The organism is Streptomyces litmocidini, from assembly GCF_014649755.1.
GTDB lineage: Bacteria > Actinomycetota > Actinomycetes > Streptomycetales > Streptomycetaceae > Streptomyces > Streptomyces litmocidini.
In genome coordinates, this window is the sequence record NZ_BMTQ01000003.1 from 504,125 (window position 1) to 516,661 (window position 12,537).

A 12,537-nucleotide genomic window follows, 5' to 3' on the forward strand; every position below is an offset into this window, starting at 1 on the left:
CGGGCGCGTCCTCCCCGGGATCCGTACGGGCGTTCGGCGTACGCCGCCCGGGGCACCGCGTCGCGCGCGGCGAGGCGCCCCGGGCACGCCACTCCGCGGCGAAAGGCCGTCAGATGCCGGGTCCGTACCCGGGATCCGGACCCTGCCGCGGATGCCACCAGACCGCGAGACCCCCCAGGGCGAGTCCGGCGACGACCACGCAGACGAGCAGCGCCACCCACGGCCGGAGCCATCGGGTGGCTGCCGCCCAGCACAGCGGGGGGACGACCGGACCGGCGAAGAGGATCAGCGGCAGATCGACGAGGATCACGCCCCAGTCCCGCGCGTGCGCCTCGAAGCCGCCGTCGATGCTGTACGCGGCCCGGGACAGCGCGAAGGCGCCCGTCACCGCGGCCCCGACGACGGCGAGCAGGCAGCCGACGGCGCTCTCGGCCCGGTCCCGTGCTTCCTGTGACGGCGTCTCGCTCATGCCCGGGACGGACGCCGGACGGCGCCGCCCGGTTCCCCGCGCCGGTGCGCCCGGCCCCGGTGGGACGCCTCGTGGGGCTACCGGGGCAGGACGATCGCGGTGAGGATCACTCCGTCGCGCACGAGCCAGCGTCCGGTGAAGCGGTCCCGCCGGACGTGGCCGGCCACCGGGCCGGGGACGAGGAGCCGGGCGGTGAACGTGCCCGTGTGCTCCGGCGGCTGCGGGCCCGCGCCGGCCGGGGCCTGTTCGAAGTCGATCGAGGCCTCGTCGAATCCGAGCTCCCTGCGGGTCAGCGGGTACCAGGTCTTGAAGACGCTCTCCTTGGCGCTGAACAGCAGCCGTTCCCAGGGGACGTCCGGCGTGCGGGCTGTCAGCGCCCTCAGACGACGTCGCTCCCCGGGCAGCGACACGCCCTCCAGGACCCCTTCGGGGAGGGGGGCCGCCGGTTCCGCGTCGATGCCGAGCGACAGGACGTCCGTGGTCCTGGCCAGGGCCGCGGCCCGGTATCCCGCACAGTGCGTCATGCTCCCGGCCACGCCGTGCGGCCAGCGCGGCTCCCCGCGCGTGCCCGGTGCGAGGGGCGTCTCGGGGAGGCCGAGGCGGCGCAGCGCGAGCCGTGCGCACAGCCGTACGGTGGCGAACTCGCGCTGTCGCCCCACGACCGCGCGGGCGACGGCGGCGGCCTCCTCCGGGAAGAGCGTGACGGGCTCCGTGTCGTCACGCCGCCAGGCGGAGGCGACGGTGTCCGGCAGCAGTTCCGCGATCATGCGACGCGCTTCCCGGCCTCTTCGGTGGCGCGTTCCCCCGCGTGCGGGAGCTCGCCGGCCGGCCGGCCGCGGTCCGGTACGTCGGGTCCCCGGGACCGGCCCCGTGCCCGGAGTCCGTTCGAGGGGGTCCCGCCGGGGCCCGTGACCGGCAGCGCGGGGGACGTCGGGGACGGTGCCGGTCGAGGACGCGCGCCGTCCTGTCGCGCGCCGGCGGGCCGCTCGTCGGGCGCCTCCTTCCCGGAGGCGTGCGGGCGGGCGTGGGGAGCGATCGGTGCCGACATGGCCGCGACAGTACCGCTCCCGACCGGCACTCCCGCCGGCCGGCCCCGCGCCCCGCCCTCGGCCCGCGACCGTACACGGCGGCGCCGCCGGGGAGTTCGCGCGTTCCGACTCCCCGACGGCGCCGCCGGCCTCGTCGCCCGTGGGGCCGCCGCCCTGAGCGTCCGTCTCAGGGCCCTGTCCGTGCGGCCGGGCGCCCCGCTACGGGACCCAGTGGTTGCCCGAGGCCGTGATCATGACCTGGAGCTGGATGCTGGCCGAGAAGTAGCTGCTCGTGTCGACCGGGGTCGCCACCATCTTGTTCCACAGGGCGTCCAGCCAGGCCTGGCTGCCCGGGTCGGTCATCGCCGCCACCGCGAACGGGGCGAAGAAGGCGGCCTCGCTGCCCGAGGAGATCTGGGTGCCGTTGAGCTTGTAGCCGATGCCGATCTTGTTGGGGTCGCCGCCGGTCTTCGTCTTGATCCAGCCGTTGACCTTCCGCGCGGCGGCGAGGGACGTGGCGTCGCCGCTGGTCACCGCGTCGTCGGCGATGCGCCACGGCGTACGGCAGGCGTTCCACCAGTAGGAGCCGTCGTTGGGGTCCTCCAGGACCTGCCCCGGGGCGGGCCTGGGCGTGGTGTTCGTGTCGACGACGAAGTCCGGCAGGAGTCCGGTGCCGGAGGCGTAGGTGGACTGGAGGCGGGAGATCTGCGTCTGGTGCGCGCTGCGCACGGCGTCCCAGGTGGTGTCGCCCGAGGCCGCGCGGAAGGCGCGGAAGTGGTCGACCATCCAGTCCGAGGTGCGGGAGACGTAGTAGTACTGGTCGCCCGAGCTGCTCCAGTCGCCGAGCTTCAGGAGTTTGGTCGTGGGGTTGACCTCGTCCTTCTTGATGGCGGCGATGTGCTTGAGCGCGAGGTCCTTGTAGTCGTACGTGCCGCCGCTCCCCCACTGCTTGTCGGCGAGGAGCAGGCCGTAGGCGACGTCCATGTCTCCGTCGGTGGCGCCGTCCCCGCCGTTGACGCTCTTGCAGGCGGTGTCCTGTTCGGCGGCGAGGAGGTCCGGGTTGACGGAGGACGGGTGGTCGATCTTCCACTTCACGAGGCCGTCGAAGATCTTCTTGGCGTCCGGGTCGGCGCCCGCCATGGTGGCGGTGACGACCATGCCGTAGCCCTGGGCCTCGGCGACGTAGGGGTGGTCGGCGTCGGGCGAGATGATCTGGTACCAGCCGTTGCCGCAGTTCTGCCGGACGAAGGCGGCCTTCCACCGGTTGTAGTGGTCGACGACCTTCTGGTCGAGGGCGGACTGCGTGCCGGAGGGCTTCAGGACGCCGGCGGCGTAGGGCTTGAGGTGGCTGCCGAAGGGGACGGCCGGTCCGCCGCCGCCCCCGCCGGTGCCGGTGGGTGCTCCGTACACCTGGAACTCCCAGAGGGAGTAGCCGTACGGCGTGCCGCGCCCCGTGCCGTACATCCGGACGTACCGGCCGCTGCCGGAGACCGTGAGGTCGTCGGTCGCCCCGTCACCGGCGGTGGTGGAGTAGACGTCGGTCCAGGTCGAACCGTCGGTGGAGGTCTGGATCCGGTACGCCTTGCCGTACGCGGCCTCCCAGTCGAGCTTCACGCGGGAGATCGTGTGGTTCGCGCCGAGGTCGATCCGTATCCACTGCGGGTCGACCCCCTCGGCGCTCGCCCAGCGGGTGGCCGTGCTGCCGTCCACCGCGAGGCCGGGCCCGAAGGCCGAGGTCTCGACGGACGAGGCCGTCACCGCCTTTCCGCCGGACACCAGGCCGTCGGCGGCCTGCGCCTGCGGCATGACCGTCAGGGGCAACGCCAGCAGACCCGCGAGCCCGAGAAGCGAGACGCTTCGTCGACGCATGTCAACTCCCTTTCCCTCCATGGCCAATGGTTAGGAAATATTCCTAACCATTGGCCGGGAGAGTAGAGAGGCCGCACCTTCCGCGCAAGACCCCGTGCACGGGCGGGCTCAGACGCGCGCGTCCCGGAGCGCGGTGTGGACCGCCCACACCACCGACACCAGCGGCACCGCCACCACCGCGCCCACCACGCCCGCCGCGATCGAGCCGGCGACGACCGAGATGGCCACCACCAGCGGATGGAGCCGCACCGCCCAGCTCATGACCAGCGGATGGAGCAGGTGCCCCTCGATCTGGCCGATGACCACGATCAGGGCGATGACGAGGCCCGCCACCAGCGGACCCTTCGAGGCGAGCGCCACCACGGCGGCGATCGCGAGGGCGATCGGCGAGCCGACGAGCGGGACGAAGGCGGCGAAGAACTCCAGGAGGGCGAGGGGCACCGCCAGCGGGACCCCGAGGGCCCAGAGGGCGAGGCCGACGAGGACGGCGTTCGTACCGGCCACCAGGACGATGCCGTGCGTGTAGCCGGTGAAGGTGCGCCAGGCCGCGCGGCCGCCGATGCCCACCCGGCCGCGCACCGACCTCGGCAGCTGCTGCTGGAACCAGGACCAGTGCCGGTCCCCCGAGTGGATGAAGAACACCGAGGAGAACAGGCCGAGGGCCAGCGTGGCGAAGACGGCGACGACGTGGCCGGCTCCGCTCACCGCCGTGCTGAGCAGGTCCGTCCGGTGGCTGGAGAGGTAGTCCCCGATCTTGTCCTGGAGGCTGGAGAGCGTGCCGGGGTCGAGGCGGAACGGCGGCCGCTCCAGCCAGTCCTCGATCCGCCCGACGCCCGCCCGGAACTCGCGCACGAGCGTCGTCCGCTCCCCCGCGACCGCCTCGCCGACCAGTGCGAGGACCCCGAGGAAGAGCACGATGCTGCCGATCAGGGTGAGGGCGACGGCCGGCGGGCGGGGCAGCAGCCGGGCGACCAGGTCGGCGACGGGCCGGAGCAACGCGGTGATCACCAGACCCAGGAAGACGGCCACCCCGATCTCGTGGAAGCGCCCGAGCACCGCGAACAGGCTGTAGACGAGGAGGCCGACGGCGAGCAGCCGCCACGCGTAGGCGGCGGCCGTACGGAGGAAGGGGGAGACCGTCGGGGGTGTGCCTGGCTGCATGGCCATCGACGTACCACCACCGGCTCACGGCACCACCTCCGAGGCCCCGGATTCGCCCGACCCGGGCGCGGCATTCGGCCGTCCGGCGAATGCGGGTGCGCGGCGCGGTGACGCCCGGGGCCTCCGGCGCCGTCCCGCCCGCCGGGGGGTGCGGGGATCAGTCGCCGGTGAGCGGCATCGCGAGGATCACCAGGCCGAGCAGCGCGAGGTACGCGCAGGCGTGGATCCGGTCCGGGATCCGGGGCGGGCGGCGGCGGAGGACGACGACGACCGGCAGGGCACCCAGGAGCAGGGCCCCCGCCGCGTACGGATCGACCAGGCCGATCAGTCCGGTGGCGGCGGCCGGGGGCGGGGAGGCGGCGAGGGAGACCGCGACGGCCGGGAACGCCACGGCGAGGGTGAGCGGGTTGGCGAGCGCGGCCGCGATCCGCATGGGATGGCCGGCCCGGCGCATGGCGGGGACGGTCATCACGCTGCCGCCGACGCCGAGGAAGGCGGCGACGGCGCCGATCGGGGCGCCGGCGCCGGCGGGCAGCGGCCTCGGGATCCGCGACGGCGCCGCGTCCGGCGGGGGCGCGGGGCGGAGGAAGCCGGGGCGGAGCAGAAGGTCGAGGGCGGTCAGGGCGGTGTACGCGACGAACGCCCAGCGGACGAGGGCCGGCGGGGCGAAGCGGGACGCGTACGCCCCGGCGCAGGCGCCCGCCGCGAGCAGGGGCAGCAGCGCGCCGCTGCCGCGCAGGGCGAGGAGCACCGGCCGTGGGGTGACGGCCGTGGCGAAGGCGGCGTTCACGGCCATCACCAGGGCCGAGGTGGCGGTGGCCACCGGAAGGGCCGCGGTGCCGAGGGCCGCGTCCGCCCACGCCACGACCGGGACGGCCACGAACCCGCCGCCGAACCCGAACAAGACCGTCGTCGCTCCGGTGAGGAGCCCGATCGCCATCAGAACCACCACGTCCATGACTCAAGATCACCAGGCGGCCCGGGGTTCCCGCATGCGATGGTCGGCAGGATTCCTTCGCGTCTCGGCCGGTACGGTGGCCCGGTGAAGAACATCCCGCTGGACGACGTCGACCACCTCGACCGGGTGGTGCTGCCGATCGGCACCGACTACGCGCCGGGTCAGGTCCTGGACCGGCACGAGCACCGGCGGGCGCAGTTCCTCTACGGGGCGACCGGCGTCATGGTCGTCGAGACCGCCGACGGCACCTGGACGGTCCCGCCCGAGCGGGCGGTCCTGATCCCGGCCGCCACTCCGCACCGGGTCCGGATGCTGGGCGTGAGCACCCGCAGCCTGTACGTGGAGCCGGGTGCCGTTCCCTGGTGGCCGGCCCGCTGCACGGTGGTGGACGTGCCGCCGCTGCTGCGCGAACTGCTGCTCGCGGCGGTGGAGTTCGCGCCCGACTACGACCTGTCGGGGCGGGAGGGCGCCATCGCGACGCTGCTGCTGCACGAGATCGCCGCGCGCTCCCCGCTCCCCTTCCACGTGGCGGTCCCCGCCTCCGGCGACCTCGCGGCGCTGTGCCGGGAGTACCTGGCCGCCCCGGACGCCGCCGTCACCAACACCGACTGGGCGGCCCGGTCCGCGCTGAGCGAGCGGGCGTTCACCCGGCGCTTCCGCGCGGAGACGGGCGAGAGCCCGGCCGCCTGGCGGTCCCGCGCCCGGCTCCTCGCGGCCGTGCCCCTGCTGCGCACCGCGACGGTCACCGAGGTCTCGGGCCGGCTCGGGTACGCCTCTCCGGCCGCGTTCACGGCCGCGTTCACGCGGGCGTTCGGCACGCCGCCGTCCCGCTTCTCGGCGGGCCGGGGCTGAACCGCCGCCCGGGACGGGACGGCGGTCGCCGGAGGGCCGGGGCGCACTCGGGGACACGAGCGGGGACGGTCGGCCCTCACGCGTTCAACGGGTCACCGTCCACTTCTGGTTGGCGCCGCCGGAGCAGGTCCAGATCTGGAGCCTGGTGCCGTTGGCGGAGCTGTTGCCGGTGGCGTCCAGGCACTTTCCGGACTGTGGGTTCACCACGTCCCGGGCGGAGGTGGCGGTCCAGCGCTGGGCGCCCGTGCCGTTGCACTCCCACAGCTGCACGGGGGTGCCGTCGGCCGTGCCTCCGGAGGTCACGTCGAGGCATTTGCCGAGCGCGCGGACGGTTCCGTCGGCCGCGAGGGTCCACTGCTGGGCGGGGGTCCCGTTGCAGTCGTAGAGCTGGACGGGGGTGCCGTTCGCGGTGTTCGCGCCGGCCACGTCGACGCACTTGCCGCCGATGCCCGTGATCGGTCCGGCGGTGGCGGGCGCGTCGGCGGTGGTGACGCGGACGTGGTCGACGACGAGTTGCTGGGGGAAGGCGGTGGAGCCGTCCGGGTCGCCGGGCCAGTAGCCGCCGACGGCGAGGTTGAGGATGAGGAAGAAGGGCTTGTCGAAGACCCAGGTCCGGCCGCCGAGGTCGGCGGGCGTGCGGGTCTGGTAGACGGTCCCGTCCACGGACCAGCTGATCAGGTTGGGCGACCAGTCCACGGCGAAGGTGTGGAAGGCGTCGGCGAAGGCCTGTCCGCCGGGCAGGGTGTAGGGGGCGCCGATGCCTCCGGACCCGGAGTAGCCGGGGCCGTGCAGGGTGCCGTGCACGGTGGACGGTTCGAAGCCGACGTTCTCCATGACGTCGATCTCGCCCGAGTTCGGCCAGCCGACCTGGCCGATGTCGTTGCCGAGCATCCAGAAGGCGGGCCACATGCCCTGGCCGCGCGGCACCTTCATGCGGGCCTCGACGTGACCGTACTTCGTGGTGAACCTTCCGGCGGTGTTGAGCCGGGCGGAGGTGTAGTCGCAGCGCCCGTACCAGCACTGGTAGTTGCCCGGGTTCTCCTTGCGGGCGGTGATGACCAGGTGTCCCTGCCCGTCGAGCGCGGCGTTGGCGTTGCCGGCCGTGTAGTACTGGCGCTCGTGGTTGCTGACGTTGTCGCCGGTCTCGGTCTGCCACCGCGTGCCGTCGACGGCGGAGCCGGCGGGGCCGTCGAAGTCGTCGGAGAAGGTGACGGCGGCCGTCCCGGCCACGGTCCGGAGCGCTTCGCCCGGCTGTCCGGCCGGGCCGAGCGCCGCGACGGCCAGGGCGAGCGCGAGGGCCGTCACGGCGGAGGACAGCGGTCGCAGTCGTGAGCGCAGTCGTGCACGGGAGGAGGTCATGGGGGTTCTCTTCCGTCGGCTGTGGGGGCGCGGCGGGACGGTCCACTTCGCCGCACCCATGATTTAAGGAGTGAGGTAAGGGGTCGTCAAGACGTGGGACGTACCTTTCGAACCCCTTCCGGACCCTCCCCCGCTCCCTTCGTCCCAGCGGGGATCGCCCGCGTGGGTGAGGGCCTGCCGGGCGGCCGGCGAGGACGAGGGGCGGTGAACCATTGGGTCACGTGGTTACCCCTTATCCACGTACATGAACAAGCGGGGAGGGTGGAGGAGGGAACTCGAAGGCCTGAACCGGAGTTGTCAAGAATGCCTGTTGGCGAAAGTTCGGTCTCGCGGGAGGATCACCGCGTCCATCGACGGACCTCCTGGTTCAAGTTTGTGAATCGATGGAGGAGCGTCGCGACGGCCCGCGTCGTCGGGACGGGCCTGTCTTCCGTACGATTCCCCCCGTTGCCACTCATACGTCTGAAGGAGATCCCATGGCCCAGGTCACGCTGAAGGGCAGCCCCGTACAGGTCAACGGCGCCCTGCCGACCCCCGGCAGCCAGGCCCCCGACTTCACGCTCGTCGCCGAGGGACTGGCGGACAAGTCGCTGAAGGACTTCGCCGGTCTGCGCAAGGTCCTCAACATCTTCCCGAGCGTCGACACCCCGACGTGCGCCTCCTCCGTCCGCGCCTTCAACGAGAAGGCCGGGCAGCTGGACAACACGGTCGTCCTCTGCATCTCCGCCGACCTGCCCTTCGCCCAGGCCCGCTTCTGCGGCGCCGAGGGCCTGGAGAACGTCAAGAACCTCTCGACGCTCCGCGGCCGCGAGTTCCACACCAACTACGGCGTGGAGATCGCGGACGGGCCGCTCGCCGGCCTGACGGCCCGCGCCGTCGTCGTCCTCGACGAGAACGACACGGTCCTGCACGCGCAGCTCGTGGGCGAGATCGCCGACGAGCCGAGCTACGACGAGGCCCTCGCCGTCCTGAAGTGATCCCCGGACGGCCTCCGGCCGTTCCCCGCGGTCCTCGCCGACGCGGGTCACGAAGGAGCCCTCCACCGACACCGGTCGGTGGAGGGCTCCCGTCGTATCACCGCGCCCGGGCACAGCCCGGGCAGAGCCCCCGGTAGACCACGTCCGCCTTCGACACCGCGAAGCCGAACCGCTCCGTCGACGGGAGGACCGCGAGCGGGTCCCCCGAGGGACGGACGTCGCGGATGAGCCCGCAGTTCGAGCAGACCAGGTGCTGGTGCGCGCGGTGCGCGTTCGGGTCGTAGCGCTTGGCCCGCCCGTCCATGGAGAGCTCCACGACCTCCCCGAGGGCGACCAGCTCGCCGAGGGTGTTGTAGACCGTCGCCCGCGCGATCTCCGGCAGGCGCTCCACCGCGCGCGCGTGGACCTCGTCCGCCGTGAGGTGCACGTGCTCCCCGGCCAGGACCTCCGCGACGACGCGGCGCTGGGACGTCATCCGCCAGCCGCGTGCGCGCAGGCGCTCCAGCAGGTCACTCATGTTTCACCTCGGAGACATAGGCAAACTTGGGGTTCTTCTTGACTTGGACAACGTCCATCGTAGGATCGGTTTCGTAAATGGCCAAGGGACAGGAAGACTCCAGCACGGCGGGAGAAGCACACGTGTCACCCGCGCCAGGCCCGTCCGCCGAAACGCACTTCCTGAGCACAGTGATCCGCCATGTCCGGAAGGATTTCCATGTCTGAGAACCACGACGCGATCGTCACCGACCCGAAGACGGAGGGCGCAGGCGGCTGCCCCGTCGCGCACGGGCGTGCCGCCCACCCCACCCAGGGCGGCGGCAACAGCCAGTGGTGGCCGAACCGGCTGAACCTGAAGATCCTCGCCAAGAACCCCGCCGTGGCCAACCCGCTCGGTGAGGACTTCGACTACGCCGAGGCCTTCCAGAGCCTCGACCTGCCGGCCGTCAAGCAGGACATCGCCGAGGTCCTGACCACCTCGCAGGACTGGTGGCCCGCCGACTTCGGCCACTACGGCCCGTTCATGGTCCGCATGGCCTGGCACAGCGCCGGCACCTACCGCATCAGCGACGGCCGGGGCGGCGCCGGCGCCGGCCAGCAGCGCTTCGCGCCGCTGAACAGCTGGCCGGACAACGGCAACCTGGACAAGGCGCGCCGTCTGCTGTGGCCGGTGAAGAAGAAGTACGGCCAGAGCCTCTCCTGGGCCGACCTCATGATCCTCGCGGGCAACGTCGCCCTGGAGTCGATGGGCTTCGAGACCTTCGGCTTCGCCGGCGGCCGCGCGGACGTGTGGGAGCCCGACGAGGACGTCTACTGGGGCCCGGAGACCACCTGGCTCGGCGACGAGCGCTACACCGGCGACCGCGAGCTGGAGAACCCGCTCGGCGCCGTGCAGATGGGCCTCATCTACGTCAACCCGGAGGGTCCCAACGCCAATCCGGACCCGATCGCCGCGGCCCGCGACATCCGCGAGACCTTCCGCCGGATGGCGATGAACGACGAGGAGACCGTCGCCCTCATCGCCGGCGGCCACACCTTCGGCAAGACGCACGGCGCCGGTCCGGCGGACCACGTCGGCGCCGACCCCGAGGCCGCGCCGCTGGAGGCCCAGGGCCTCGGCTGGAAGAGCTCGTACGGCACCGGCAAGGGCGCCGACGCGATCACCAGTGGTCTGGAGGTCACCTGGACCACGACGCCGACCCAGTGGGGCAACGGCTTCTTCAAGAACCTCTTCGAGTACGACTACGAGCTCACCAAGAGCCCGGCCGGCGCCCACCAGTGGGTCGCGAAGAACGCCGAGGCGATCATCCCGGACGCGTACGACCCGGAGAAGAAGCACCTCCCGACGATGCTCACCACCGACCTGTCGCTGCGCTTCGACCCGGTCTACGAGCAGATCTCCCGGCGCTTCTACGAGAACCCGGAGGAGTTCGCGGACGCCTTCGCCCGCGCCTGGTACAAGCTCACCCACCGCGACATGGGCCCGGTCGCGCGCTACCTCGGCTCCGAGGTCCCGTCCGAGGTGCTCCTCTGGCAGGACCCGCTGCCGGAGCGCACGGGCGAGCTCGTCGACGCCGCGGACGTCGCCGCCCTCAAGGAGAAGATCCTCGCCTCGGACCTGACGGTCACGCAGCTGGTCTCCGCCGCCTGGGCCGCCGCCTCGTCCTTCCGCGGCAGCGACAAGCGCGGTGGCGCCAACGGCGGTCGCATCCGCCTGGAGCCGCAGCGCAACTGGGAGGTCAACAACCCGGACGAGCTGGCGCAGGTGCTGCGCGTCCTGGAGGGCGTCCAGGAGTCCTTCAACTCCGCCCAGGCCGGCGGCAAGCAGGTCTCCCTCGCCGACCTCGTCGTCCTCGCGGGCGTCGCGGCGGTCGAGAAGGCGGCCGCGGACGCCGGTCACGCCGTCGAGGTGCCCTTCACCCCGGGCCGCGTGGACGCCGCCCAGGAGCAGACGGACGTCGAGTCCTTCGCCGCCCTGGAGCCCACCGCGGACGGCTTCCGCAACTACCTGGGCAAGGGCAACCGCCTCCCGGCCGAGTACCTGCTCATCGACAAGGCGAACCTGCTCACCCTGAGCGCGCCCGAGCTGACCGTCCTCGTCGGCGGCCTGCGCGCCCTGGGCGTGACCCAGCCGCAGTCCTCGCTCGGCGTCCTCACCGAGACGCCCGGCAAGCTGACGAACGACTTCTTCGCCAACCTGCTGGACCTGGGCACGGAGTGGAAGTCCACCTCCGCCGACCAGACCACGTTCGAGGGCCGCGACACGGCCACCGGCGAGGTCAAGTGGACGGGCAGCCGCGCCGACCTGGTCTTCGGCTCCAACAGCGAACTGCGCGCGCTGGCCGAGGTCTACGCGAGCGACGACGCGAAGGAGAAGTTCGTGAAGGACTTCGTGTCGGCGTGGGACAAGGTGATGAACCTGGACCGGTTCGACATCGCCTGATCCTCGCCGCTGACTGATCCTCAGCGCGATTCCGGGGCCGGCCCGGGTGGCTTCCACGCCGCCCGGGCCGGCCCCGTTCCCATGGGCGGTGCGCCGGGACGTCCGGCACCCGCCCCCCGCGCCGTGCCGTGACGCCGCACGGCACGTCATGGCGCCATGTGGTGCCACGTGGTGCCACATGGCGCCAGCCGGTGCCACCCACGGCGACCGCACCCCTCCGACATCCCGGCACCCTCGCACGACATCGAGAAGTTTCCGCAGGTCAGAGCTGGTACACAGGAAGAAGAACTCGCCACCTCCCCCGCAACGCTTGCGCATGGCGCCACAGTGGTGCCATGATGGCGTCATGGACCTCACCCCGTATGTCGAGAACCTTCGCCGCGAGCTCGCGGTGGCTGCCGAAGCCGGCGGCGAGGAGGCGCGCGAGCTGGCGGAGCGGCTCACCACTCCCCTGGAGTCGGCGGTCCGGCTGACCCTGCTCAACGCGCTCTCCGCCGCGACGGACGAGATCACCCGTGAACTCGCGCCCGGCTCGGTCGACGTACGGCTCCGGGGCCTCGACCCCGACTTCGTGGTGACGCTCCCGCCCACCGGCGGCGCCCCCGCGGAGCCGGACGCCCCCGCCGAAGCCCTCCCCGCCCCGGCTCCCGCCGAGGGCGACGAGGGCGGCACCGCCCGCGTCAACCTGCGCCTGCCCGCCCACCTCAAGACCCGCGCCGAGGAGGCGGCGGCGCGCGAGGGCCTGTCGGTCAACGCCTGGCTGGTACGGGCCGTGTCGGCCGCGGTCGGCGGCGCCCGGCCCCGCACGCCGGAGAGGCCCCAGAGCGTCGGACAGAGCATCACCGGATGGGTGCGCTAGTCACACCCCGGGCCCGCCGCTCCACCCGCACCACCTCACCCACCCCACGTCCCACCTGCGGGGA

General features: G+C 72.8%; 11 protein-coding genes. 4 read left to right on the plus strand and 7 right to left on the minus strand.

Annotation, left to right across the window (positions count from 1 at the left end; all coding sequences use genetic code 11):
* Positions 1-109 precede the first annotated feature (109 nt).
* From IE180_RS08785 to IE180_RS08805, 5 genes are all read right to left on the minus strand, one after another.
* A complete protein-coding gene (locus IE180_RS08785; protein ID WP_190156207.1) occupies positions 110-469 on the minus strand; it encodes a hypothetical protein in 360 nt (119 codons plus the stop codon).
* A gap of 77 nt (positions 470-546) precedes the next feature.
* Positions 547-1,236 carry a 4'-phosphopantetheinyl transferase family protein gene (locus IE180_RS08790; RefSeq protein ID WP_190156208.1) on the minus strand — a complete coding sequence of 230 codons (690 nt, stop codon included), beginning with the start codon at positions 1,234-1,236 and terminating at the stop codon, positions 547-549.
* Positions 1,237-1,716: 480 nt separating this feature from the next.
* Entirely contained in the window at positions 1,717-3,366 is a 1,650-nt protein-coding gene (locus IE180_RS08795) for a glycosyl hydrolase family 8 (RefSeq protein ID WP_190156209.1), read from the minus strand.
* A gap of 108 nt (positions 3,367-3,474) precedes the next feature.
* Positions 3,475-4,527 (minus strand): AI-2E family transporter, encoded by a 1,053-nt coding sequence (locus tag IE180_RS08800; protein ID WP_190156370.1) that lies wholly within the window; start codon positions 4,525-4,527, stop codon positions 3,475-3,477.
* A gap of 157 nt (positions 4,528-4,684) precedes the next feature.
* Positions 4,685-5,485, minus strand: coding sequence for a sulfite exporter TauE/SafE family protein (locus tag IE180_RS08805; RefSeq protein WP_190156210.1), 801 nt, complete (start codon positions 5,483-5,485; stop codon positions 4,685-4,687).
* Positions 5,486-5,569: 84 nt separating this feature from the next.
* Here IE180_RS08805 and IE180_RS08810 point away from each other — a divergent pair, with 84 nt between their 5' ends.
* Positions 5,570-6,337, plus strand: coding sequence for an AraC family transcriptional regulator (locus tag IE180_RS08810; protein WP_190156211.1), 768 nt, complete (start codon positions 5,570-5,572; stop codon positions 6,335-6,337).
* Positions 6,338-6,421: 84 nt separating this feature from the next.
* Here the strand turns inward: IE180_RS08810 and IE180_RS08815 are convergent, their stop codons facing one another.
* The gene (locus IE180_RS08815; protein WP_190156212.1) at positions 6,422-7,696 is read right to left on the minus strand and encodes a glycoside hydrolase family 16 protein; all 1,275 of its coding nucleotides are present in this window, start codon (positions 7,694-7,696) and stop codon (positions 6,422-6,424) included.
* A 476-nt stretch (positions 7,697-8,172) separates the two neighbouring features.
* On the opposite strand from IE180_RS08815, the gene tpx reads away from it, so the two are divergent.
* Positions 8,173-8,673: a thiol peroxidase gene (gene tpx / locus IE180_RS08820; RefSeq protein WP_190156213.1), complete on the plus strand. Its 501-nt coding sequence runs from the start codon at positions 8,173-8,175 to the stop codon at positions 8,671-8,673.
* A gap of 97 nt (positions 8,674-8,770) precedes the next feature.
* Here the strand turns inward: tpx and IE180_RS08825 are convergent, their stop codons facing one another.
* Positions 8,771-9,190, minus strand: coding sequence for a Fur family transcriptional regulator (locus IE180_RS08825; RefSeq protein WP_190156214.1), 420 nt, complete (start codon positions 9,188-9,190; stop codon positions 8,771-8,773).
* Between the two features lie 198 nt (positions 9,191-9,388).
* Here IE180_RS08825 and katG point away from each other — a divergent pair, with 198 nt between their 5' ends.
* Both katG and IE180_RS08835 read left to right on the plus strand, forming a co-directional pair.
* Complete coding sequence (katG, locus tag IE180_RS08830) at positions 9,389-11,614, plus strand: catalase/peroxidase HPI (RefSeq protein ID WP_190156215.1); 2,226 nt, start codon at positions 9,389-9,391, stop codon at positions 11,612-11,614.
* Between the two features lie 346 nt (positions 11,615-11,960).
* Entirely contained in the window at positions 11,961-12,473 is a 513-nt protein-coding gene (locus IE180_RS08835; RefSeq protein WP_190156216.1) for a toxin-antitoxin system HicB family antitoxin, read from the plus strand.
* Positions 12,474-12,537 lie beyond the last annotated feature (64 nt).

What these genes read in the sequence shown, in the direction of transcription:
- IE180_RS08785 (WP_190156207.1), bottom strand. Translation starts at nt 469, where the DNA reads ATGAGCGAGACGCCGTCACAGGAAGCACGGGACCGGGCCGAGAGCGCC.
- IE180_RS08825 (WP_190156214.1), bottom strand. Translation starts at nt 9,190, where the DNA reads ATGAGTGACCTGCTGGAGCGCCTGCGCGCACGCGGCTGGCGGATGACG.
- IE180_RS08835 (WP_190156216.1), top strand. Translation starts at nt 11,961, where the DNA reads ATGGACCTCACCCCGTATGTCGAGAACCTTCGCCGCGAGCTCGCGGTG.
- IE180_RS08800 (WP_190156370.1), bottom strand. Translation starts at nt 4,527, where the DNA reads ATGCAGCCAGGCACACCCCCGACGGTCTCCCCCTTCCTCCGTACGGCC.
- tpx (WP_190156213.1), top strand. Translation starts at nt 8,173, where the DNA reads ATGGCCCAGGTCACGCTGAAGGGCAGCCCCGTACAGGTCAACGGCGCC.
- IE180_RS08805 (WP_190156210.1), bottom strand. Translation starts at nt 5,485, where the DNA reads ATGGACGTGGTGGTTCTGATGGCGATCGGGCTCCTCACCGGAGCGACG.
- IE180_RS08790 (WP_190156208.1), bottom strand. Translation starts at nt 1,236, where the DNA reads ATGATCGCGGAACTGCTGCCGGACACCGTCGCCTCCGCCTGGCGGCGT.
- IE180_RS08795 (WP_190156209.1), bottom strand. Translation starts at nt 3,366, where the DNA reads ATGCGTCGACGAAGCGTCTCGCTTCTCGGGCTCGCGGGTCTGCTGGCG.
- IE180_RS08815 (WP_190156212.1), bottom strand. Translation starts at nt 7,696, where the DNA reads ATGACCTCCTCCCGTGCACGACTGCGCTCACGACTGCGACCGCTGTCC.
- katG (WP_190156215.1), top strand. Translation starts at nt 9,389, where the DNA reads ATGTCTGAGAACCACGACGCGATCGTCACCGACCCGAAGACGGAGGGC.